Below are 21,752 nucleotides of genomic sequence, written 5' to 3' on the forward strand. Positions count from 1 at the left end.
TCGGGATACTTCCTCGGTGCTGCCATGACCCTCATCCTCCGTGGGTTGAGAGCCTCTACGGAAGTCGGGGCGGTTCAGTGCTCGCGGTCCTCGCTCTCGTGGTGGCGCTCGTCCAGGCCGCCCAGATCTGGGCCGGTACCAACCAGCGGCGCATCTTCACCCTGCACAGCTCGGGCCGCTCCTACTGGTCCATCCAGTCCCACCAGGCGGTCGTCGAGGGTGTGTTCATCCTCGTCGTCGTTATGGCCGCCGCAGGGGTGTCGGCAGCCACCTACGGCACAACGCCCGCTCAGACCGTTTTCGTGCTCGGTCCGATCATCCCGCTGTACCTGGTGGGCAGCGTCGCCGCACACCGGGTTGCCGCCGGCACCGTATTCGCCGCCTCTCTGCACCGCAGGGCCTGACGCACAACGTGGAGAACCAGTGAGCATCGAGGTCACCGACCTGACCGTCACCATCGGATCGCACACGATCCTCGACGCCATCAACCTGACCTGTCGACCCGGGGAGATGCTGGCCCTGGTGGGAGCCTCCGGATCGGGCAAGACCACCCTGCTCAACTGCCTGGGCCTGCTGCAGCGCCCGACCCGCGGGACGATCCGCGTCGACGGAACCGACGCCTCCGGATGGGGTGACCGACCGCGGCAACGCTTCTGGCGCGACAAGGCCGCCTTCATCTACCAGGACTACGGCCTCATCGAGGACGACTCCCTTGAGTACAACGTCACCCTCACCCCACGGGGACTATTCCGAAACCGTCGGCGCGTGCAGCCGCGCGTCGAGGACGCGCTGGCCACCGTCGGGCTCGCCGGGCGCGCGCTCGACCGCGTCTCGGTGCTCTCCGGCGGTGAGAAGCAACGCGCTGGCGTCGCCCGTGCCCTATACAAGAGAGCCAGCTACATCTTCGCCGACGAGCCGACCGCATCGCTCGACGCCGACAACCGCGACACCGTCACGCGGCTGCTCGCCCGAGCTGCTGCAGACGGGGCATGCGTCGTCATCGCGACGCACGACGAAGAACTCGCAGCCCATGCCGACAGCGCAGTCACCCTCGGAATCGCTTCGCTCTCCCTCCCCGCGCATCGGGTCGATGCCGAGAGTGCCCTCTGAGCGCTGAGGGTGACGTGTTTGTGCTCCCACAGCGACCCGGCTCCTCAGTCCCGGGTCTGCTCCGCCGGGAGTAGCGCACGGAGGGCGATCGTCTCTGCCACTCCTTGGCTGGCTACTCAGACGAGGGTCCTTCAGTCGGCGGTGGGCGGATCCTCGGCGACGAGCTCGACCTCGAAGCCGGCGTCGTCCTCGAGGAAGGCGGCGTAGTGATGCGGACCGCCTGCATGGGGGTGTCGGTCGGCGAACAGGAGGCTCCAGCCGTGCTGGGGAGCGTCGCGTACCAGGGCGTCGACCTCCGCCCGACTACCGGCCCACAGCGCAAGGTGGTTCATCCCGCTGCGGAGCCGTTGTGCGCGTCCGGGCACGTGGTCGCTGCCGGACTCCAGCACGAGGTAGGAGTCGCCAAGGGCCCATCTCCGGCCGGTCTCCCAGGTGCCAGTGAGCTCGTAGCCCAGCCGGGTCAACAGCCAGGGCCACGGCCCGTCGGGCTGCGTTGCGTCGTCGCGCCACAGCTCGAGGTGGTGCAGGTGTCCTCGGCGCGACATGGTGCCCATCATGGCCTCGGGGAGCCGGCCTGACCGGTGTGCGCCCAGCAGGTACCTCGAGGCATCGAGGGACGTCTCAACGGGCTCGCTTCTGAAGGTCACCGCATAGCGCCCGCTGCACAGCTCGTCGCCGAGCATCTTCGCGGGGTCGGAGTACCCGCGTGCAAACGCCGGCAGGCCGGCGACACAGGTATGAATGGGGCAGGATGGGCCGACGCTGGTGAGGAGGCGCGCGGTGCACGCAGCGGGACGGTTGCGGGCGGCGGCAGCGACGCTCGTCGCGCTCGCGGTGCTCGCGGGGTGCGCGGGCGGGAGCGGAGACGACGGCGCGCCGCCCGGAGCCGGGCCCGACGCCGAGGTGGGTGCGGGGGCGGACCCGGTCGACCTGATCGGCCTGTGGCGGGTGCACGACGCCGAGGGCGAGTCCGACCCCACCTGGCTGCGCCTGGACGCGTGGGGCCTGGACCTGTGGCGTGACTGCGGGCTGCTGACGGGCTCGTGGAGCGCATCCGGGACCGCGATGGTCACCGCCGTCTTCGGCGCCGTGGGCGACTGCGGGGGCTCCGCCGTGCCCGAGGTGCCCTGGCTGACCAGCACGGCCGCCTACCGGTCCGCGGATGAGGGCTGGGAGCTCCTCGACGCCACCGGCTCCGTGGTCGCGACGCTCACGGTCGACGGCGCACCCGAGCCCATCCCGTCCGTCGCCGAGGCGTACGCCGAGCCGCCCGAGGTGACGGCCGAAGCCCGCGCCGCGCTGGCGCCGCCCGCCGCCCTGCCGGAGGGGCTGGCGGCCGTCGACGCCGCCGAGCTCGAGGGCCGGTGGGTCCCGGCGTCCGGCTCCGGGTGGCCTGCCGAGGAGCCGTTCGTGGAGTTCGGTGCCGACGGCTCCTGGACGGCGTCCGACGGCTGCAACGGTGCCGCCGGGCGCTGGGCCGTCGACCAGGGGGGCCGCCTGCTCGCGACCGAGGGACCGATGACAGCCATCGCGTGCGACGGCGTCGGCGTGCCCGGTGCGGTGGCGAACGCTGGCCGCGCGGGTCTCGACGGCGGCACGCTGGTGCTCACGGATGCTGCCGGCGAGGAGCTGCTGCGCCTGGCCCGGGACTGAGCCGCCCCGACCACGCCTCACAGGTGATCCACGGCCGATCCGGCGACGACGCCCTGCCGCGGCGGCTAGCGTGGCCGCACAGGGTTCGACGGATGAGGTGGCTCGCATGACGGCCCGCACGATCATGGTCGCGTACGCGACGCGCTACGGGTCGACCGAGGGGGTGGCGACGGCCGTCGGGGAACGCCTCGTCGAGCACGGCCTCGACGCCCGCGTGCAGCCCGTGTCCGCGGTGCGCTCGTTCGACGGCTGCTCGGCCGTGGTCCTCGCCACGCCGTTCTACCGGGGCGCCATGCTCAAGGACGCGAGGCGCTTCCTCGACGTGCACCGCCACGAGCTCGCGTTCCTGCCCGTCGCGCTCCTGGCCCTCGGGCCGGTCTCGGCGACGCAGGACCTGGCCGGCGCACGTCGGCAGATCGACGCGGCCCTCGCCCGCATCCCCTGGTTCCAGCCGGTCGCCGCCGAGATGTTCGTCGGCCGGTACGACCCGGACCGGCTCACCCTCGGCGACCGGCTCACGGCGACGCTGCCCGCGAGCGGCCTGCGAGGCGTGACCGCGCACGACGACCGCGACTGGGACGCCATCCGCGCGTGGGCCGACACGCTTCCGCCGGTTCTCGACGCCGTCGCCTGACCGCGAGGCTTGCGCGCAGAAGCTCTTACATCGGCGCCGCGCCCGCCGACAGGGACATTGGTCCTAGGCTGGGTCCCGCGCGGCCGAGGCCGCGCACCCGGCCCCGACACCGTCGGGCGGGACGAGGACGACGAGGGGCTCGACGTGCACGCGGACGACGCATGGCCCGACCTGCGGAGCCGCGCACGCGGCCTCGTGGTCGGGTACTGCCTGGGTGACGCGCTGGGCCGCGCACCCGAACCCAGGCGCGCGCAGCTCGTCGCGGGCACACCCAGCATGCTTTTCCTCTCGAGCACCGAGGGCCTCGTCCGGGCGCTCGTGCGCGAGCAGCTCACCGGGCTCGGCGGCGGCCTCGCGGACGCCTGCTGGCACGCGACCACCCGGTGGGCGCACCGGTCACGGCGGGACACCCTCGCCGGCGTCGTCGACCGGCGCGAGGCCGCCGAGCCCGGATCCTGGCCCGACGGCTGGCTGTCGGAGATCGCGATGCTGCAGAGCGGGCGCGGGTCCGCCCCGGCGATCGAGGCCGCGCTCGACCTCGGCCGCGACCTCGACCCGAGGCCTGGGTACTCGGCGTCGGACAGCATCGGCGACCTGGTGCTCGCGCGGGTGCTGCCCGTGGCCCTGCTCGCGGCCGCCCGCCCGACGGCTGACCTCGCGACGGACCTCAGCGCTGCAGCACGGGACGTCGCCGCGTACACGCACGGACTCGTCGGGCAGGTGCTCGCCGTGGCACTGACCCGGACCCTCGCCCACACGCTCGCGACGGGAGCGGTGCACCCGCTCGTGGGGCTGCCCGACCTGTCCGAGCTCTACCTGGGCGTGCCGCACGCCGACGAGGTCGTGCGCGCCCGGGTCGCGCTGCGGGCCGTCGCGGACCACCTGCCGCCGAACCCGCGCACGAGCTCCGACATCAGCCACGGCGTGCCGTCGGGTCCCCGCAGCGCGTTGCGCGCGATGACCGAGGGTCTGCACTGCGCCCTGACGTACCCGCAGCGCGACCAGGTCGCCGACGCCCTCGAGGAGGTGCTCACGGCGACGCCGCAGCCGGCCGCCTCGGCCGTGACCTTCGCGCTCCTCGGGGCCGCGCACGGGATCGAGGCGCTGCCGCCCGACGCCGTCGCCCGGCTCGACGTGGGCCACGTCGCCGACCAGCTCGCCGTCGACCTGCTGACCCAGGCGGAACGGCACCCGCTCGCGTCGAGCAACGGCGAGGCCGCCAAGGCGTGGCTGCGGCGCTACCCGCCGTCCTGACGCCGGCAGCGGGGCCGTCCACGCAGCGGTGTCGGTGCCCGGGTCTAGCGTCCGGAGGGCGGCGCGAGGTGGCTGACGGCGTCCGGCCGGCACGCGGATGCGCGCCGCCGCGACAAGGAGCACACGGTGAGGTACGGCATCGAGGTCGTCCCGTTCGGTGAGTACGCGGACCCACGGCAGGTCGTCGAGCTCGCGGTCGCTGCGGAGGCGGCCGGGTGGGAGGCGGTGTCCGTCTGGGACCACGCCCACTTCCCCGGAGGCGTCGGCGACCCGTGGGTCACGCTCGCAGCGGTGGCCTCGGCGACGACGACGCTGCGCCTGGTGACCGGCGTCAGCCCCGTCCCCCGCTACCGGCCCCACCTGCTCGCCCGGACGCTGCACGCGCTCGACACCCTCAGCGGCGGCCGCGTGACACTCGGAGCCGGCCTGGGCGTGCCCTGGGACCTCGACCCCGTGGGTGACGGCGCGGACGACCGCACGCGAGCGGCGATGACCGATGAGGGGCTCGACCTCGTCGCCCGCTGGTACCGGGGCGAGACCGTCACCCACCACGGCGAGCACTACCGGTCCGACGGCGCGCAGGTCGCCGGGGCGCCGGCGCAGACCTCGCTGCCCGTATGGGTCGGCGGTGTCAGCCGGCCGGCGCTGCGCCGCGCCGTGCGCTGGGACGGCTGGTTCGTCGGGACCATCGACGAGGCCCAGGACGTGACGTTCACACCCGAGCGGCTCGCCGAGGGCGTCGCATACCTCCAGGACCAGCCGGGCGTGTCGACCCGGTCGACCGGACCCGCGTTCGACGTGGTCGTCGACGGCATCTCACCCGCGGACGGGCCCGGTCTGAGCCGCGAGTACGCCGACGCCGGGGCCACGTGGTGGTTCGAGTCGCTGTTCGGCCTGCGCGGGACGCACGAGGAGATGCTCGAGCGGGTCGCGGCCGGCCCGCCGCGCTGAAGCCCGACGCCATCCCCACAGGTTGTGGCGCACGGGAATACCCGTCCACCACACGTGTTGAATACCCCTGGGGGTATACTCTCCCACGCGCATCGACACGAAGGGCACACCCATGGCAACCGTCAACCTGACCGCGGACACGTTCGAGAAGGCCGTCGAGGACAGCTCGATCCTGCTCGTCGACTTCTGGGCGGCCTGGTGCGGCCCGTGCCGCATGTTCGGCCCGGTGTACGAGAAGGCCTCGGAGCAGCACCCCGACCTCACGTTCGGCAAGGTCGACACCGAGGCCGAGCAGGTCCTCGCCGCGCAGGCCGGGATCACCTCGATCCCCACCCTCATGGTCATCCGCGACGGCGTCCTCGTCTTCTCCCAGGCGGGCGCCCTCCCGGCATCCGCCCTCGAGGACCTCATCAGCCAGGTGCGGGCACTGGACATGGACGCCGTGCACGCCCAGATCCGCGAGCAGCAGGGCGCGAACGCCTGACCCTGGGCGTCCAACCCCGCCGTCAGGCGATGGCGAAGATGACCGCGGCGATCGCGAAGCCCATGAGGCCGATCGTCGTCTCCATGACGGTCCACGTCTTGAGGGTCGTCTTCACGTCCATGCCGAAGAACCGGCCGACGAGCCAGAAGCCCGAGTCGTTCACGTGCGACGCCATGACCGAGCCGGCGGCGACGGCGAGGACGACGGCCGCGAGCTGAAGGCCGCTGAAGTCCCCGGCGGCCACCGCGGGCTCGATCAGGCCCGCGGCCGTGATGAGGGCCACGGTCGCCGACCCCTGGGCGATCCGCAGGATCGTGGCCACGACGAACCCGGCGACGATCACCGGCAGCCCGATGTCGCCTAGGGCGTCCGCGAGCGCGTCGCCGATCCCGGAGGCGCGCAGCACCGCACCGAACATGCCACCGGCCCCGGTGATGAGGATGACCGACGCCACCGGGCCGAGCGCCGAGTCGAGCAGCTTCTCGATGACGGTCTTGTCGCGGCCGCGCCGTCGGCCCATCACCCATGCCGCGACCAGGACGGCGACCAGCAGCGCGACGGGCGTCGAGCCGAGGGCCCGTGCGACGACCACCCAGGTCGCCTCGCCGTCGATCACGCCCGCACCACGCAACGTGTCGAGCCCCGTGTTCACGAAGATCAGCACCAGGGGCAGCAGGAGCACGCCCAGGACGGTGCCGAGGCTCGGCGGGTTGTCCGGGTGGTCCTCGTCGGGGGTGCCGAGCAGCTCGGGGACCGGCAGCACCCAGCGGCGCCCGACCCACACCCCGTACATGTAGGACGTGACGTACCAGGTCGGGATGGCGACGACGAGGCCCAGGAGGATCACGAGGCCGGTGTCGGCGCCGAGCAGCTCGGAGGCGGCGACCGGCCCGGGGTGGGGTGGCACAAAGATGTGCATGACCGAGAACGCGCCGGCGACGGGCAGCCCGTAGGTCAGCACCGAGCCACCCAGCCGCCGGGCGACGGCGAACACGATCGGCAGCATCACGACGAGGCCCGCGTCGAAGAAGATCGGGAACCCGAAGATCAGTGACGCGACGCCGAGCGCGAACGGTGCGCGCTGCTCGCCGAACCGGTTGACGAGCGTGTCCGCCATGACCTTGGCGCCGCCCGACGTCTCGACCATCCGGCCGAGCATCGCGCCGAGCCCGACGAGGAGGGCCACGGAGCCGAGCGTCGTGCCGAACCCCGTCGTCAGCACCGAGACCACCGAGCCCGCGGGGACGCCCGTGGCGAAGGCCGTCACGAGCGAGACGAGGATCAGCGCCAGGAAGGCGTGGAGCCTCAACTTCATGATCAGGAACAGCAGCAGCCCGATCGCCGCCGCAGCGATGGCGAGCAGCGGTCCAGCGGTCAGCGTCTGGGTCCAGTCCTCCGGTGGCACGGTTCCCCCTCGGTGGTCATGCGGTGTCGTGACGGTCTACTCGGTCGCCGCCGCTCGTCGGGCCCACCCCTGCGGGCCCCGGTGGCTCAGCCGCCCGCTCCCGGGGCCGGCTCGAGCCCGAGCGTCGTGATGGTGCGGTCGGCGACCTCCTGCGGCGGGACGTCGACGACGACCACCACGCCGTCCTCTCCCTCGACGAGGGGCTCGAGCGTCGCGAGCTGGGACGGCAGCAGCGTCGTCGGCATGAAGTGACCGGTGCGGTGCGCCATGCGCTCGCTCAGGAGCTCCTCGGGGGCGGTCAGGTGGACGAACCGCACGCGCCCCTCCGCCTCGCGCAGCACGTCGCGGTACGCGCGCTTGAGGGCCGAGCAGGTCACGATCGAGCTCTCCCCCCGGCGCGTCTGCTCCGTCAGCCAGTCACGGATGGACCGCAGCCAGGGCCACCGGTCCTCGTCCGTCAGCGGGATGCCGGCCGACATCTTGTCGATGTTCGCCTGGGGATGGAACTCGTCGGCCTCCGCAGCCGGCCACCCGAGGCGCTCCGTCAGGTGCTCCACGAGGGTCGTCTTCCCGGAGCCCGCGACCCCCATGACGACGACGTGCTGGACCTGCCCCGACCCGCCCGTGCTCTCCATCCGGCCACTGTGCTGGACGGCGCCGACGTGCGCGACCCGAGGCCGACCAGTGGTCCCGCACGCCGACGACCACCGACCACGGGCGGGGTCCGACGACGCGCGGTGGCGGGAACTGCCACAACGATGGCCGGATCTCGCCAGCCACGCGCTGCCCCGAGCGCATACCGTCTGCGGGTGAGCACCCCTGCGACCCCGCGCGGCGTCGACCCGAGCCCGACGCCCGGACCTCGCGACCGCCGCACGGCCGTCCTCGCGGCGGGCGCCATGGGCGTCACGATCCTGCTGTGGGCGTCGGCCTTCGTGGGGATCCGCAGCGTCGGCTCCGACATCGGCCCGGGCCCGCTGACGCTGGGCCGGCTGGCCGTGGGCAGCTTCGTCCTGGGCCTGTTCCTGGTGGCGCGCCGGCCCGCGTGGCCCGCGCGTGAGCACTGGCCGCGCCTCGTCGCGATCGGGCTCCTGTGGTTCGGGGTCTACAACGTCGCCCTCAACACCGCCGAGCAGAGGGTCGACGCCGGGACCGCGGCGATGCTCGTCAACGTCGCACCGCTGATCGTCGCCGCGCTCGCGGGCGTCGTGCTCGGCGAGGGCTTCCCGCGCCCCCTCGTCCTCGGCGGGCTCGTGGCCTTCGCGGGCGTCGTCCTCATCGGCACCGCGACGTCGACCAGCACCGAGGCCGACGTGTGGGGCGTCGTGCTGTGCCTCGTCGCCGCGGTGACGTACTCGGTCTCCGTGATCCTGCAGAAGCCCCTCCTCGGAGCGCTGCCCGGGCTCCAGGTCACGTGGATCGCGTGCACGGTCGGCACCGTCGTGTGCCTGCCGTTCGCCCCGCAGCTCGTCGCGGACGTGAGCGACGCCGCACCGGCGTCCCTGTGGGGCCTGCTCTACCTGGGCGTGTTCCCCACCGCGATCGGGTTCAGCACGTGGGCGTACACGCTCGCCCGGACGAGCGCGGGCCGCACCGGCGCGACGACGTACCTGGTGCCTCCGGTCGCCGTCCTGCTCGGCTGGCTGCTGCTCGACGAGGCCCCGCCCGCGCTGGCGCTCGCCGGCGGCGCCCTGTGCCTCGTCGGCGTCGCCGTCACGCGCCGCGGGGCCGGTCGCCGCCCCCACCCCCGCCCCGAGCCAGTGGTGGGCCCGGACGTCGCACTCGCCGCCGACGTGCCCCCTGTCGTGGACGCCCCGGCGCGGTGACCTCCCCGCCCCTGCGGCGCCTGACTAGACTCCCCCTGTGATCTTCAAGGCCGTGGGCGATGGCCGTCCGTACCCGGACCATGGCCTGACCACGCCCAAGCAGTGGGCCGAGGTTCCGCCCCGGCAGGTCCGCCTCGACGACCTGGTCACGACCAAGCGGACCCTGAACCTCGACAACCTGCTGTCGGAGGACTCCACGTTCTACGGCGACCTGTTCGCCCACGTCGTGCAGTGGAAGGGCGTCATGTACCTCGAGGACGGCCTCCACCGCGCCGTCCGGGCCGCCCTCCAGCAGCGCGCCGTCCTGCACGCCCGGGTCCTCGTCCTGGACGAGCAGTGACCGCGCCCGACCGCGACCGCAACCTGCGGCGCCGGCACATGCACGAGCGGCAGGCCGTCGTCTTCGGCTCCCTCGTCGCCGCGCTGGCCGTCGCCGCGCTCGCCTCGGCCGCCGTGTACACCGGGGCCCTGTCCGTGCCGTTCCTCGAGCGCGACTTCACGTCACCGAGCCCCGAGCCGACCGGCCCCAACCTGCCTGACCCGCCGTGCCCGCCCGAGGGCACCCTGCCCGTGGCCGCGAACGCCATCCAGGTCAGCGTCTTCAACGGCGCCGGACGGTCGGGGCTCGCCGCCGAGACGAGCACCGCGCTCGCAGGCCGCGGCTTCGTGGTGCTCGCCGCGGACAACTACCCCGCACGGATCACGACGACGGCGCAGATCACCTTCGGCGAGGCGGGCATCGCCGCCGGCTACACGATGGCGGCCTACGTCGACGGTGCGACCCTCGTCATGGACAAGCGCGCGGACGCGACCGTCGACCTCGTCGTGGGCGAGGCCTTCACCGGCCTCACGGACCCCGCGGCCGTCGCGCTCGACCCGGCGACCGCCCTCACCGGGGTCGAGGGATGCGTGCCACTCGAGACCGCCCGCGAGAACGCGCTCCCCGCGGCGACGCCGACGGCGGCCCCAGAGGACGAGGTCGCGGTCGAGCCGGAGACCGAGACCGAGGGCTGACCAGCAGCCTCAGCCCACGCGGGCCCGGCGGCGTGCACCCCTCCCGGTGCGCACGCCGCCACCGGCCTCAGCGCGCTGCGGCCTCGCTCGTGCCCTCGAGCTCCGTGCCTCCCGGGACCGACGCGGGGCTCGCGGGCTCCGCCGACGTGCCGCGCCACCGGGCGATCACACGCATGAGGTGGTAGACGCCGAGGGCGGCTGCCGTACCGAGGGCGATGCCCTTGAACTCGAGGCCCTCCTGCGGGATCCACGAGTAGTCGGCGATGCCGACGATGAGCGCGACGGCCGCCGTCGTGAGGTTCACGGGGTCCGAGAAGTTGACCTTGTTCTGGACCCAGATCCGGGCGCCGAGGATGCCGATCATCCCGTAGAGGAGCGTCGCGGCGCCGCCGAGCACACCGTTCGGCACGGAGCCGACGAGCGCCCCGAACTTGGGCGACATGCTGAGCACGAGCGCGCCGGCGGCGGCGACCCAGTAGGCGGCCGTCGAGTAGACCTTCGTCGCAGCCATGACGCCGATGTTCTCCGCGTACGTCGTGGTGCCGGAGCCGCCGCCGATGCCCGCGAGCGTCGTCGCGAGGCCGTCGGCGAGCAGGGCGCGCCCCGTGAGGTCGTCGTAGCTCTTGCCCGTCATCGCCGCGACCGACTTCACGTGGCCCACGTTCTCGGCGATGAGCACGAAGACCACGGGGAGGAAGAGCGCGAGGACGCTCAGGTCGAACGTCGGCGACGTGAACGTCGGCAGACCCACGAGGTCGGCCTCGCCGAACGCCGTGAAGTCGACCTCGCCGCGCAGCACCGCGAAGAGGTACCCGATGACGACGCCGACGAGGATCGCGAGGCGCCCGAGCATGCCCTTGAAGAGCACGGTCACGAGGATGATCGAGCCGAGCGTCACGAGGCCGGTGAGCGGCGCGGCACGGAAGCCCGAGCAGCCCTGCTGGACGATCTCCCCGTCGACGACGGCCGACTGGCACGTGCCCCACGCGACGGGCGCGAGGTTGAGGCCGATGAGCGCGACGATCGTGCCCGTGACGATCGGTGGCATCACCACGTCGATCCAGCGCGACCCGGCGAGGTGGACGACGGCGCCCACGACCGCGAGCAGCACACCCGTGAGCAGGATGCCGCCGACGGCGACGGACTGCCCGCCCGTCGCGGTGGCCGCGAAGATCGGTGCGATGAACGCGAACGACGAGCCGAGGTAGCTCGGCAGCCGGTTGCCGGTCACGAGGAGGAAGACGACGGTCCCGACGGCGGAGAAGAACAGCGTGGTCGACGCCGGGAAACCGGTGATCGCGGGCACGAGGATCGTGGCGCCGAACATCGCGACGACGTGCTGGAGGCCGATGCCGATGGTGCGGGGCCACGTGAGCCGCTCGTCGGGTGCGACGACCGCCCCGGTACCGATCCGTCGGCCATCTCCGTGCACGCGCCAACCGATGCTGCTCATCCGCACGACTCCCTCGAGTGGTGGCCGTCCCGTCGATGGCGCAGGGGGCGCCTACGGAGGCCCGGAGGAAGACTAGCGATCGGCGGCCTGCGCCGTGGGCGCTGTGGGATGCTGTGGCCGAACGCACGTACGACCCCGTGCCACACCCAGGGAGCACCCTTGAGCCAGCCCACCCCGCAGCCGGACGCGAGCAGCGAGCCGACCCCCGACGCCACCCCCGCGTCAGGCGCGGAGCAGCCGGTCGAGCAGGCGCAGCCGGTCGAGCAGGCGCAGCACGGCCACCCGGCGCAGGCCCCGCAGGCCCCGCCGCAGCAGGGGTTCCCGAGCCCGGCGCCGTACCCCCAGCAGCAGTACCCGGCTCAGCAGTACCCGGCTCAGCAGTACCCGGCTCAGCAGTACCCCGGCCAGCAGCCCGCCCCTCAGGCGTACCCGAACCAGCAGTACCCGAACCAGGGCTACCCGAACGACGGATACCCGACGCAGACGGCCTACCCCGTGGCGGGCTACGGCTACGCCGCGCAGGGCTACGCGGCGCCCGCCCCGGCCAACAACACGATGGCGCTCATCTCCATGGTCGCCGGGATCCTGGGCTGGACCATGCTGCCGTTCATCGGGTCCGTCGCAGCCGTGATCACGGGGCACATGGCCCGCAAGGAGATCGCCCGGACGGGCCAGCCAGGCTCCGGCATGGCCCTCGCGGGCCTCATCCTGGGCTACGCCATGGTCGGGCTCACCGCACTCCTGATCATCGGCTGGCTGCTCCTGTGGGGCGTCTTCGCCGCCGCCTGGAGCACCAGCACCTACTGAGGTCTGAGCCCTGCGCACCCGGGACGCTGCGGCCGCGTGGTGCGGCTTCGGGCTCGTGCACGCCTGGCTCGCGTGGCTCGGCGTCCACGCCGTGCCGTCGGCCGCCTTCCACGACGTCGACCTGTACCGCTACTGGATGTACCTCGGCCTCGACGCCGGCCAGTGGCCCGTCCTCGACTCCGTGTGGGTCTACCCCGCGGGCGCCCTCGTGCCCATGCTGCTGCCCGCCCTGGGCACCACGACGTCCACGGCCGGCTACGCGATCGGGTGGTGCGCGCTCGTCACGGTGCTCGACGCCGTGGCGTTCGCGACGCTCCTGTCCTCCGGGGGGCGGTCGCTTCCGGCTGCCACGAAGCCCACCACGTGGGGCCCGGCGCCGCGCCGGCTGGTCGCCGCGTGGTGGTGGCTGGCGTTCCTGCTGCTGCTGGGGCCGATCGCGATGGGGCGCCTGGATGCCGTCGTCGTGCCGCTCACGATGCTCGCGCTGCTGCACGCCGCCCGGAGCAGGCACGCCGACCGGTGGGCCGCGGCGCTGCTGACCGCCGCGGCATGGGTCAAGGTCGCGCCCGGGGCGCTGCTCCTGCCGCTCGTCGCCGCGGCACGGCGCCCGCTGCGCGACGTCGTGGTCCCGGCAGCAGCCGTGTGCGCGGTCGTCGTCGGTGGGGTCGCGGCGGGTGGCGGCCTGAGCCGCATCGCCGGCTTCCTCGGCGTCCAGGGCGACCGTGGCCTGCAGGTCGAGTCGGTCACGGCGACGCCCTGGATGATCGTCGCGGCGGTGCGGGACGACGTCGCGGTGGTCCTCAACGAGCAGCTCGTCACCTACGAGGTCCGCGGCCCGGGGGTCGCGGCGGCGGCGAGCGTGCTCGACGCCCTCCTGCCCCTGGCGGTCGCCGCCGTCGCGGTCACGGCGTGGGTCGCGCGGCGTCGGGGTGCGGCGTCGGCCGCGCTCCTTCCAGGGGCGCTCGTCCTCACGCTCGTCCTCGTCGTGGTCAACAAGGTGGGCTCGCCGCAGTTCGTCACGTGGCTCGCGGCGCCCGTGGTCGTCCTGCTCGCGGCTGGACCGGCGTGGGGGCGGGGCGCACCGGGACCCGGGCGCGGCCCGCGCGGCGTCGGCGCCGTCGCCGCCCTGGCGCTCGTCACCGCCGCACTGACGCAGGCCGTCTTCCCGTGGGGCTACCTGCCGCTCCTCGAGGGGGACCCGGTGATCGCGTGGCTGCTCGCGGCGCGCAACGTGGCACTCGTCGTCCTGCTGGTCCAGGCCTGCCTCCTGCTGCGCGCCGCACTCTGCCCGCCCCACGACGGACCGCCCCACGACAGACCGGGCCGCGGCGGGACAGCGGACGGCCGCGCGGACGTCGACGGCCACGGGCCCCGGCGTGGTCCTACGGCCGACGACGGCGGCGGGGAGCCTCAGCCGAGCTGAGGCATCACCTCGCGGGCGACCAGGTCGAGGTGGTCGAGGTCGGCGAGGTCGAGGACCTGGAGGTACTGGCGCTGCACGCCGGCCTCGGCCAGCGCACCGAGCCGGTCCACCGCCTCGCTGACGGTCCCCGCGACGCCGTGCTCCCGCAGCTCGGCCGGCTCGCGGCCGATCGCGGCGGCCCGACGGGTGAGCTCCGCCTCGTCCGCGCCGACGCACAGGACGAGCGCTGCCGAGTAGACGAGGTCGTCGGCGGGCCGGCCGATGTCCTCGCAGGCCTGCCGCACACGCGCGAAGCGCTCCGGGATCTCGGAGATCTCGGGGAACGACGTGTTGTACTCGCTCGCGAACCGCGCGGCCAGCGCGGGCGTGCGCCTCGGCCCGTTGCCGCCGACGATCACGGGCACGCCGGCCAGCCCGGTCCGGACGGCCGCGTCGTCGGCGTGGACGCCTCGGACCTGCGCGGGCTTGGGCAGGGCGGGCGAGTCCGTCAGCGTGTAGTGCTTGCCCGCGTGGCTGAAGCGCTCACCGACGGGCGTCGACCACAGGCCGGTGACGACCTCGAGCTGCTCGGTGAGGAGACCGAAGCGCTTCTCGGGGAAGGGGATCCCGTACGCCTCGTGCTCGCGCGCGAACCAGCCGGCCCCGAGGCCGAGCTCGACGCGTCCGCCGGACATCTGGTCGACCTGCGCGACCTGGATCGCGAGCACCCCGGGGTGCCGGAACGTCGCGGAGGACACGAGCGTGCCGAGCCGGATGCGGCTGGTCTCACGTGCGAGGCCCGCGAGGGTCGTCCACGCGTCCGTCGGCCCGGGCAGGCCGTCGCCGTCGCCCATGACGAGGTAGTGGTCGGACCGGAAGAAGGCGTCGAACCCGAGCTCCTCCGTGGCCTTCGCCACCGCGAGGATCTCGTCGTACGTCGCGCCCTGCTGGGGCTCGGTGAAGATGCGCAGATCCATGCCCCCAGCCTGCCACCCCGCACCCCGCACCCCGCGCGCCGCGCCCGCGGACGGGGCTGGGCGGGGGCGGGTGTGGGCGGGGGCGGGTGTGGGCGAGCTTCAGGCGACGGCGGTGACTCCGAGCTCGTCGAGGAGGGTCAGGACGCGCGCGCGGATCTCGTCGCGGATCGGGCGGACCGCGTCGATGCCCTGACCTGCGGGGTCGTCGAGCTTCCAGTCCTCGTAGCGCTTGCCGGGGAAGATGGGGCAGACGTCGCCGCAACCCATCGTGATGACGACATCCGACGCCTGGACGGCCTCGGTCGTGAGGACCTTGGGCTGCTCGGCGCGGATGTCGATGCCCACCTCGAGCATCGCCTCGACGGCCGTCGGGTTGACCTGGTCGGCGGGCATGGAGCCCGCCGAGCGGACCTCGACGGCCCCGCCGGACAGGTGGTGGAGGAACCCGGCGGCCATCTGGGACCGGCCGGCGTTGTGCACGCACACGAACAGCGCGCTCGGGCGGGCGTCGGAAGCCGGGGCAGAACCTGGTGCGGTCATGACATCTCTCCTGCGGGTCGTGGGTCGGTCGGGGTGGTGCTGGTCGGAGCAGCGCTGGCGGGGGTGGTGCTGGTCGGGGTGCCAACGGTCGGGGTGCCAACGGTCGGGGTGCCGGCCGTCGGCGGGGTGTCCGGGAGGAGCTCGGCGGCGAGCAGGCGTACCCGGCGGTCGATCTCGTCGCGGATCGCGCGCACACCCTCCGGCGAGGACAGGGCGGGGTCGCCCACGGCCCAGTCCTCGTAGCGGACGCCGGGGACGATCGGGCAGGCGTCGCCGCAGCCCATCGTGATGACGACGTCGGCCGCGCGGACGGCGTCGTCGGTGAGCGGCTTGGGGAACGGGTCCGCGTCGGGCGGGACGATCTCGTCGAGCAGGGGCCGCACGGTCGCGTGCACGGCGCCGCCGGGGTTCGAGCCCGCGGAGCGCACGACGACGGCGTCGCCCACGTACTGCTGCAGGAGCGCGGCGGCGAGCTGCGAGCGACCCGCGTTGGCGACGCACACGAACAGGACCTGCGGCACGTCACCGTCGGCCCGTGGACGAGCGCCGGCGGGTTCGCCCGTGGACGCCTCGCCACGCGCGGCGCGTCGTCGGATGCGGCTCAGGTCCTCGAGGCGCTGCCGCGCGAAGCGCTCGGCGAGCACGGGCACGTGCACGGGGATCCGGGACGTGCGCAGGAGCACCGCGTAGGACTCGCGGACCACGGTCAGGACCGCGTCCTGCGAGAGGTCGGGGAAGTCGGGCGCGAGCCGCTCGGCCGCCCGGGTGAGCGCGGTGTCCGTGTGCAGGAGCGCCGGCTGCCCGACGTCGCACGGCTCCGCCTCGAGCGTCACCGCTGCCGGCCCGAGCGACTCGAGCAGGCTCGCCACGACGCGGTGGGCGCCGGGCGCGACCCGGTAGTACACCCATGTGCCGCGACGGTCGGAGACGAGGAGGCCCGCGTCCCGCAGCACCTTGAGGTGGTGCGAGACGGTCGGCTGCGACACGTCGGCCACCGACGCGAGGTCGCACACGCACGCCTCCCCGGACGGCTCGGCGGCGACGACCGAGATCATCCGCAGGCGCAGCGGGTCGGCGAGCGCGCGGAGCATCGCGGCGAGGCGGTCCGCGGAGTCGGTCGCCATGGCGTGGACGGAGCGCGGCGGCGCCGCGGGGGTCGAGGTCATCGTGCGTACTCCTCGTCGGGGTCCGGGACCTCACGTGCGTTGTCACGCCGGGCGCCGGCGCTGACGTCGGCCCCGGTGGGCGGAGCGTCCGCGAACCAGCGTCTGCCGGCCCACAGGCTCACGTGGACGAGACCGACGAGCACGGGCACCTCGATGAGCGGCCCGACGACGCCCGCGAGGGCCTGGCCCGACGCCGCGCCGAACGTGCCGATCGCCACGGCGATCGCGAGCTCGAAGTTGTTGCCGGCCCCCGTGAAGGCGAGCGTCGTCGTCCGCGCGTACCCGAGCCCGAGGAGGCGGCCCAGCAGCATGCCGCCGACCCACATGACGGCGAAGTAGACGAGCAGGGGCAGCGCCACCCTGACGACGTCCCAGGGCCGCTCGGCGACGGCGTCGCCCTGGAGCGCGAAGAGGACGACGATCGTGAAGAGCAGCCCGCGCAGCGCCCAGGGCGAGATCGCGGGCACGAACACGCGCTCGTACCAGGCGCGGCCCCGACGGCGTTCGCCGATGCGCCGGGACGCGAACCCGGCGGCGAGGGGCACTCCCAGGAACACGAGGACGTTGAGGGCGATCTCGCCGATGCTCACCTCGAGGCCAGCGGTGTCGAGGCCGAGCCACCCGGGCAGGACCGTCAGGTAGAACCAGCCGAGACCCGCGAACGCGACGACCTGGAAGGCCGAGTTGAGGGCGACGAGCACTGCCGCGGCCTCACGGTCACCGCACGCGAGGTCGTTCCAGATCACGACCATCGCGATGCACCGGGCCAGGCCGACGATGACGAGGCCGGTACGCAGCTCTGGCAGGTCGGGCAGGAACGTCCAGGCCAGGGCGAACATGAGGGCCGGCCCGACGACCCAGTTGAGCACCAGGGAGCCGACCAGGAGGCGGCGGTCGGCGGTGACGTCCCCGAGGCGGTCGTAGCGGACCTTCGCGAGGACCGGGTACATCATGACGAGCAGGCCGAGGGCGATCGGGAACGAGATGCCGCCGACCTCGAGGGCCGCGAGGACGTCGCCGAGGGCGGGGACGAACCGGCCGAGGGCGAGGCCGCCGACCATCGCGAGTCCGATCCAGAGCGGGAGACCCCGGTCGAGCGCGGACAGTCGGGCGGCAGGAGGCTGATTCGACACGGCTCTATATTGATGGATGTCGAAACAGAAGGCAAGCCTTGTTGCAGCCCTCGGCCACGCCCCCGCTGTTCCGGTTCCTCACACCTGGCAGGTCGGGCACCAGAAGAGCGAGCGGCCGGCCATCTCCTCGCGGACGATCGGCGTCCCGCAGACCAGGCAGGGCTCCCCGGCCCGTCCGTAGACGGCGTGGCGCAGCGCCGGGTCGGCGACCGCACGGGCCCGCCCGGCCGCGTCGAGGTCCTCGCGGGTGACCATCACGCCCGTGCGCACTCCGTCGTCGAGCAGCTCGACCCAGTCGCGCCACAGCCCGCGGGCGACCTCGGTCGGGACCCGCGTGCCGGGGGTGTGCGGGTCGAGCCGGGCACGGAAGAGCATCTCGGCACGGTAGATGTTGCCGATCCCGCTGATGACGGACTGGTCCATGAGGAGCTGGCCGACGGGCGTGCGCCGGGAGGTCAAGCGGCGAACGGCGCTCGCCTCGGCCTCGGCGCCCGCGTCGACGCGCGGGTCGGGTCCCGCCTTCGCGAGGAGCGCCGCGACGTCCTCGGGAGTCAGCACCTCGCAGGCCGTCGGGCCGCGGAGGTCGGCAAGGCTGCCGGCCGTCATGAGCCGGACACGCACCTGGCCGACCGGCTCAGGCGGGAACGGGGGCGGCGCGTCGTCGGGCACCGTGCCGACGGCGGTCGGCAGGCCCCGCTCGCCCTCGCCCATGCGGACCGCACGGCGGAGCCTCGGCGCACCCATCGAGCCGACAGCGGCGCTCTGCGTGGTGATCGGCGAGATGCGGCCGTGGAAGTCCCACGCGCCGTACAGGCCGAGGTGCACCCGCAGCCACTGCTCGGGCTCCGGGTCCAGGCCGGCGACCCGGACGGCACGCCGGCCGCCAGCACCCGTGCCCGCACCCCCGGCCGGGCCGAAGCCGAGCAGGAGGTGCTTGCCGACCGCGCGTGCGGCGGTCATCCGCCGCCCGTCGAGGAGCGCCGCGCCCGCCGCGAACCGCCCCTGCGGGGACGACGCGGCGACGACGTGCCCGACGAAGTCGGCGTCGAACTGGAGCGCGATGCGGTGGACGGTATGACCTTCGGGCACCCGCAGAGGCTACGACGCCCCACCGACGTGCTCGCCGTGCCGGTCGAGCACCGGGCACGTACCGTGACCGGGTGCCCACGTTCGAGAGCGACGGCGCGATCTTCACCGCGATCGGCGTCGCCGCACTCGCGGCCGCGCTCCTGCCCCGGATCCTTCGCCGCGCGCCGGTGTCGCTGCGCTCGTGCTGCTCGTGTCGGGGTTCGTCGCCTACAGCGTGATCCCGGCGCTCCCGGACCCCGACCCGACGGTGCACTCCGACGTCGCCCTGCACCTCACCGAGGTGTGCGTGATCGTCTCGCTCATGGGCGCCGGCCTGGCGATCAACCGCCCGTTCGGCCGGCGGGCGTGGGGGACGACGTGGCGCCTCCTCGCGATCACGATGCCGCTGTCGATGCTGGCCGTGGGGTTCCTCGGCTGGTCCGCCCTCGGGCTCGGCGTCGCGGCATCCGTCCTCCTCGCCGCCGCACTGGCACCGACCGATCCCGTCCTGGCGACCGAGGTCCAGGTCAGCGAGCCGGTCGCCGAGCCAGGGGCGGTCGATGACGAGGCGCGCTTCGCCCTCACGTCGGAGGCGGGCCTCAACGACGGCCTCGCCTTCCCCTTCACCTACGCGGCGATCGGCATGAGCCTGGTGGGTCTCGCGCCGGGCGCCTGGCTCAGTCACTGGCTCGTGACCGACGTGGTGTGGCGCCTGAGCCTCGGGGTGCTCGGCGGGCTCGCCGTCGGCTGGCTCCTCGGGCGCCTGTTCTTCTCGAGCTTCGCGGACCGCCACGGCATCACGGAGCACGCCCAGGGCTTCGTGGCGCTCGGAGCCACGTTCCTCGCCTACGGCGCGACGGAGCTCGTCGAGGGGTACGGGTTCATCGCCGTCGTCGTGTGCGCGTCGACGGTGCGCGCCGCCGAGCGCTCGCACTCCTACCACCAGGTGCTGCACACGTTCGTCGAGCAGATCGAGAAGCTCCTCACGGTGGCCGTGATCGTGCTCCTCGGCGGGGCGGTCGCGCGCGGGCTGCTCGCGCCGATCGGGCCGGCCGAGGTCGCCGTCGCGCTCGGGTTCCTCCTCGTGGTCCGTCCGCTCGCCGGGTGGATCGGCCTCACGCCGGGCAGGACGGGCCCCCGCGAGCGCGCGGTCATCGCGTTCTTCGGCGTCCGCGGCGTCGGCTCCCTCTTCTACGTCGCGTACGGGCTCCAGAACGGCGTCTTCCCGGAGGGCGAGCGCATCTGGGCGGTCGTCGGCCTCGTCGTCGCGGCATCGGTCGTCCTGCACGGCGTCGTGGCGACGCCGGCCATGCGGTTCCTCGATGCCGAACGGCGCCGCGCGGCAGCTCGACGTGGCGGTGGGGACCAGGCCGACGTCGCGACGACCCCGGTCTGAGCAGGCACCCCGGGCGGGGCGCGGCCAGGCGGGTGGCAGGTCCACCGGCCACCCGCGCGCGGCGACGCGACGCTTACCCGGCCACGTACTGCTCCCCGACGGGCACGGCGACCGGCAGCGTGTTCTCCGCGGCGGGCAGCGGGCACGTCCACGCCGGGTCGTACGCGCACGAGGGCTGGTAGGCGAAGTTCAGGTCGACCACGAGGTCGTCCCCCGCCCCGCCGAGGTCGGCGCCCTTGACCGTGTCGAGCACGTACCGGCCGCCGCCGTACGTGGTGACGCCGCTCGTCGCGTCGCGCAGGGGCAGGAACAGCCCGCCCCCGTAGCCCGCGACCCACCAGAGGTCCAGGTCGCCGAGCCCCGGCAGGCCCACCCTGCCGACACGGTCGAGCACGACCAGGCCGTCGCCGGCCGTCCGGACCTCGCGACGCGTCCTGCTCAGGCCGGTCCGCACACGCACGACGAACCGGAACGACGGGTCGTACGTGGCGACGACAGGCCCGGCGAGACCGGCGCGCCTGTCCGGACCGACGGGTGACGCCGGGTGGGTGCGGACGAGCGCGGCCCGCGCCTCGACCCATCGCGCGTGCGCGGTCGCGGGGTCGGGCTCCGCGCGCACCGCGGCGTACATCGCCGCCACACGTCGGCGCCAGTCGAGCAGCTCGAGGTCCGTGAACGTCATCTCGCGAGCCTACGGAGGCCCTCCGACGCGCGGGCGACGCCTCCTCCCGGGCGACAGGGGCCACGCGGACCCGATGAGTTCGGGGCCCGCGAGCGGTCTTCCTCCCGACCGACACGACCCACCCCCGAGGAGACCCGTCATGAAGCTGACCGTCCACGAGTTCCTGACGCTCGACGGCGTCATGCAGGGCCCCGGCGGCGCCGACGAGGACCCGTCGAACGGGTTCACGCGCGGCGGGTGGCTGGTCCCCCACGCCGACGCCGGCATGGGTGAGGTCGTCGACAGCTGGTTCGCGCGCGCCGGGGCGGTGCTCCTGGGCCGTTCGACGTTCGTCATGATGCGCGACTTCTGGACTCTCGTCACCGACCCCGAGGACACGGTGGCGAGGGCGCTCAACACGCTGCCCAAGTACGTCGTGTCCTCGACGGTCGAGGACCCGGCGTGGTCGCCGACGACGGTGCTGCGCGGCGACCCCGTGGCTGCGGTCCGGGCCCTCAAGGAGCAGCCGGGCGGCGAGCTCCAGGTGCACGGCAGCGCCGAGCTCGCGGCGACGTTGCACCGCGCCGGGCTCGTCGACGAGTACCGCCTGCTCGTCTTCCCCGTCACGGTCGGCGCGGGCAAGCGGCTCTTCACCGAGGACGCCCCGGCGTCGGGGTTCACGCTCCTCGAGTCCCGCACCACGAGCACCGGCGCCGTGTACAGCGCACTCGCGCCGGCGCCCTTCCGCGCCGGGGAGATCGTCGTCGAGGACGGTCGGGAGGTCACGACGACCCGCTGACGTGCCGAGCCGCCGCTAC

General features: G+C 73.8%; 23 protein-coding genes and 1 pseudogene. 14 read left to right on the forward strand and 10 right to left on the reverse strand.

The genetic code is table 11. The features are described 5' to 3' along the window. Positions 1-77: 77 nt before the first annotated feature. Positions 78-404: a hypothetical protein gene (locus FZ988_RS18790; RefSeq protein WP_223145169.1), complete on the forward strand. Its 327-nt coding sequence runs from the start codon at positions 78-80 to the stop codon at positions 402-404. Positions 405-423: 19 nt separating this feature from the next. Further along, complete coding sequence (locus tag FZ988_RS18795) at positions 424-1,110, forward strand: ABC transporter ATP-binding protein (protein ID WP_149205055.1); 687 nt, start codon at positions 424-426, stop codon at positions 1,108-1,110. A gap of 131 nt (positions 1,111-1,241) precedes the next feature. Here the strand turns inward: FZ988_RS18795 and FZ988_RS16065 are convergent, their stop codons facing one another. Further along, entirely contained in the window at positions 1,242-1,793 is a 552-nt protein-coding gene (locus FZ988_RS16065; RefSeq protein WP_342781348.1) for a VOC family protein, read from the reverse strand. A gap of 97 nt (positions 1,794-1,890) precedes the next feature. Between FZ988_RS16065 and FZ988_RS16070 the strand changes: the two genes are divergently transcribed. The 5 genes from FZ988_RS16070 (at position 1,891) to trxA (ending at position 6,086) form a co-directional block, all read left to right on the forward strand. After that, positions 1,891-2,763, forward strand: coding sequence for an META domain-containing protein (locus tag FZ988_RS16070; protein WP_188079140.1), 873 nt, complete (start codon positions 1,891-1,893; stop codon positions 2,761-2,763). Between the two features lie 106 nt (positions 2,764-2,869). After that, positions 2,870-3,397 (forward strand): flavodoxin domain-containing protein, encoded by a 528-nt coding sequence (locus tag FZ988_RS16075; RefSeq protein ID WP_188079141.1) that lies wholly within the window; start codon positions 2,870-2,872, stop codon positions 3,395-3,397. Between the two features lie 144 nt (positions 3,398-3,541). Then, positions 3,542-4,651 carry a hypothetical protein gene (locus FZ988_RS16080; RefSeq protein WP_149205058.1) on the forward strand — a complete coding sequence of 370 codons (1,110 nt, stop codon included), beginning with the start codon at positions 3,542-3,544 and terminating at the stop codon, positions 4,649-4,651. Positions 4,652-4,777: 126 nt separating this feature from the next. Next, positions 4,778-5,602, forward strand: coding sequence for an LLM class flavin-dependent oxidoreductase (locus tag FZ988_RS16085; RefSeq protein WP_188079142.1), 825 nt, complete (start codon positions 4,778-4,780; stop codon positions 5,600-5,602). A gap of 112 nt (positions 5,603-5,714) precedes the next feature. Further along, positions 5,715-6,086 carry a thioredoxin gene (gene trxA, locus FZ988_RS16090; RefSeq protein WP_149205060.1) on the forward strand — a complete coding sequence of 124 codons (372 nt, stop codon included), beginning with the start codon at positions 5,715-5,717 and terminating at the stop codon, positions 6,084-6,086. 22 nt (positions 6,087-6,108) lie between these two features. On the opposite strand, the gene FZ988_RS16095 is transcribed toward trxA, so the two are convergent. Both FZ988_RS16095 and FZ988_RS16100 read right to left on the reverse strand, forming a co-directional pair. Next, entirely contained in the window at positions 6,109-7,491 is a 1,383-nt protein-coding gene (locus FZ988_RS16095) for a GntP family permease (RefSeq protein WP_149205061.1), read from the reverse strand. Between the two features lie 86 nt (positions 7,492-7,577). Next, positions 7,578-8,126, reverse strand: coding sequence for a gluconokinase (locus FZ988_RS16100; RefSeq protein ID WP_149205062.1), 549 nt, complete (start codon positions 8,124-8,126; stop codon positions 7,578-7,580). 174 nt (positions 8,127-8,300) lie between these two features. Here FZ988_RS16100 and FZ988_RS16105 point away from each other — a divergent pair, with 174 nt between their 5' ends. Genes FZ988_RS16105 through FZ988_RS16115 form a run of 3 tightly spaced genes read left to right on the forward strand, consistent with a single transcriptional unit; the run spans position 8,301 to position 10,331 of the window. Then, positions 8,301-9,317 carry a DMT family transporter gene (locus FZ988_RS16105; protein ID WP_246169567.1) on the forward strand — a complete coding sequence of 339 codons (1,017 nt, stop codon included), beginning with the start codon at positions 8,301-8,303 and terminating at the stop codon, positions 9,315-9,317. Between the two features lie 37 nt (positions 9,318-9,354). Next, positions 9,355-9,657: a type II toxin-antitoxin system VapB family antitoxin gene (locus FZ988_RS16110; RefSeq protein WP_149205064.1), complete on the forward strand. Its 303-nt coding sequence runs from the start codon at positions 9,355-9,357 to the stop codon at positions 9,655-9,657. After that, on the forward strand, positions 9,654-10,331 hold the full coding sequence (locus tag FZ988_RS16115) for a LytR C-terminal domain-containing protein (protein WP_149205065.1): 678 nt from the start codon (positions 9,654-9,656) through the stop codon (positions 10,329-10,331). The genes FZ988_RS16110 and FZ988_RS16115 overlap by 4 nt, the downstream gene beginning before the upstream one ends. Positions 10,332-10,398: 67 nt before the next feature. Here the strand turns inward: FZ988_RS16115 and FZ988_RS16120 are convergent, their stop codons facing one another. Then, positions 10,399-11,784, reverse strand: coding sequence for a uracil-xanthine permease family protein (locus FZ988_RS16120; protein WP_149205066.1), 1,386 nt, complete (start codon positions 11,782-11,784; stop codon positions 10,399-10,401). 159 nt (positions 11,785-11,943) lie between these two features. Here FZ988_RS16120 and FZ988_RS19055 point away from each other — a divergent pair, with 159 nt between their 5' ends. Both FZ988_RS19055 and FZ988_RS16130 read left to right on the forward strand, forming a co-directional pair. Beyond that, on the forward strand, positions 11,944-12,591 hold the full coding sequence (locus FZ988_RS19055; RefSeq protein ID WP_188079143.1) for a DUF4190 domain-containing protein: 648 nt from the start codon (positions 11,944-11,946) through the stop codon (positions 12,589-12,591). Positions 12,592-12,646: 55 nt separating this feature from the next. Then, positions 12,647-14,014, forward strand: a complete 1,368-nt coding sequence (locus tag FZ988_RS16130; protein WP_149205068.1) for a glycosyltransferase 87 family protein — start codon at positions 12,647-12,649, stop codon at positions 14,012-14,014. Here the strand turns inward: FZ988_RS16130 and FZ988_RS16135 are convergent. The 5 genes from FZ988_RS16135 to FZ988_RS16155 form a co-directional block, all read right to left on the reverse strand. Beyond that, positions 14,002-14,970 (reverse strand): LLM class F420-dependent oxidoreductase, encoded by a 969-nt coding sequence (locus FZ988_RS16135; RefSeq protein WP_149205069.1) that lies wholly within the window; start codon positions 14,968-14,970, stop codon positions 14,002-14,004. The two genes, FZ988_RS16130 and FZ988_RS16135, sit on opposite strands and share 13 nt — an antisense overlap. Before the next feature lie 99 nt (positions 14,971-15,069). Further along, complete coding sequence (locus FZ988_RS16140) at positions 15,070-15,510, reverse strand: arsenate reductase ArsC (RefSeq protein ID WP_149205070.1); 441 nt, start codon at positions 15,508-15,510, stop codon at positions 15,070-15,072. After that, on the reverse strand, positions 15,507-16,676 hold the full coding sequence (locus FZ988_RS16145) for a metalloregulator ArsR/SmtB family transcription factor (RefSeq protein ID WP_149205071.1): 1,170 nt from the start codon (positions 16,674-16,676) through the stop codon (positions 15,507-15,509). The genes FZ988_RS16140 and FZ988_RS16145 overlap by 4 nt, the downstream gene beginning before the upstream one ends. Continuing rightward, the gene (gene arsB, locus FZ988_RS16150; RefSeq protein WP_281287197.1) at positions 16,673-17,809 is read right to left on the reverse strand and encodes an ACR3 family arsenite efflux transporter; all 1,137 of its coding nucleotides are present in this window, start codon (positions 17,807-17,809) and stop codon (positions 16,673-16,675) included. The genes FZ988_RS16145 and arsB overlap by 4 nt, the downstream gene beginning before the upstream one ends. Before the next feature lie 78 nt (positions 17,810-17,887). Then, positions 17,888-18,898 carry an Fpg/Nei family DNA glycosylase gene (locus FZ988_RS16155; protein WP_149205072.1) on the reverse strand — a complete coding sequence of 337 codons (1,011 nt, stop codon included), beginning with the start codon at positions 18,896-18,898 and terminating at the stop codon, positions 17,888-17,890. Between the two features lie 71 nt (positions 18,899-18,969). On the opposite strand from FZ988_RS16155, the pseudogene FZ988_RS16160 reads away from it, so the two are divergent. Further along, positions 18,970-20,273, forward strand: a pseudogene (locus FZ988_RS16160) (cation:proton antiporter). Between the two features lie 73 nt (positions 20,274-20,346). Here the strand turns inward: FZ988_RS16160 and FZ988_RS16165 are convergent. Then, positions 20,347-20,955: a DUF1684 domain-containing protein gene (locus FZ988_RS16165; RefSeq protein ID WP_149205073.1), complete on the reverse strand. Its 609-nt coding sequence runs from the start codon at positions 20,953-20,955 to the stop codon at positions 20,347-20,349. Between the two features lie 139 nt (positions 20,956-21,094). Here FZ988_RS16165 and FZ988_RS16170 point away from each other — a divergent pair, with 139 nt between their 5' ends. Continuing rightward, on the forward strand, positions 21,095-21,733 hold the full coding sequence (locus FZ988_RS16170) for a dihydrofolate reductase family protein (RefSeq protein ID WP_149205074.1): 639 nt from the start codon (positions 21,095-21,097) through the stop codon (positions 21,731-21,733). The last annotated feature ends 19 nt before the right edge of the window (positions 21,734-21,752 follow it).

The organism is Actinotalea subterranea, assembly GCF_008364845.1.
Taxonomy (GTDB): Bacteria; Actinomycetota; Actinomycetes; order Actinomycetales; family Cellulomonadaceae; genus Actinotalea; species Actinotalea subterranea.

What these genes read in the sequence shown, in the direction of transcription:
- FZ988_RS16145 (WP_149205071.1), bottom strand. Translation starts at nt 16,676, where the DNA reads ATGACCTCGACCCCCGCGGCGCCGCCGCGCTCCGTCCACGCCATGGCG.
- FZ988_RS16170 (WP_149205074.1), top strand. Translation starts at nt 21,095, where the DNA reads ATGAAGCTGACCGTCCACGAGTTCCTGACGCTCGACGGCGTCATGCAG.
- FZ988_RS16165 (WP_149205073.1), bottom strand. Translation starts at nt 20,955, where the DNA reads ATGACGTTCACGGACCTCGAGCTGCTCGACTGGCGCCGACGTGTGGCG.
- FZ988_RS16135 (WP_149205069.1), bottom strand. Translation starts at nt 14,970, where the DNA reads ATGGATCTGCGCATCTTCACCGAGCCCCAGCAGGGCGCGACGTACGAC.
- FZ988_RS16075 (WP_188079141.1), top strand. Translation starts at nt 2,870, where the DNA reads ATGACGGCCCGCACGATCATGGTCGCGTACGCGACGCGCTACGGGTCG.
- FZ988_RS16100 (WP_149205062.1), bottom strand. Translation starts at nt 8,126, where the DNA reads ATGGAGAGCACGGGCGGGTCGGGGCAGGTCCAGCACGTCGTCGTCATG.
- FZ988_RS16140 (WP_149205070.1), bottom strand. Translation starts at nt 15,510, where the DNA reads ATGACCGCACCAGGTTCTGCCCCGGCTTCCGACGCCCGCCCGAGCGCG.
- FZ988_RS16120 (WP_149205066.1), bottom strand. Translation starts at nt 11,784, where the DNA reads ATGAGCAGCATCGGTTGGCGCGTGCACGGAGATGGCCGACGGATCGGT.
- FZ988_RS16065 (WP_342781348.1), bottom strand. Translation starts at nt 1,793, where the DNA reads ATGCTCGGCGACGAGCTGTGCAGCGGGCGCTATGCGGTGACCTTCAGA.
- trxA (WP_149205060.1), top strand. Translation starts at nt 5,715, where the DNA reads ATGGCAACCGTCAACCTGACCGCGGACACGTTCGAGAAGGCCGTCGAG.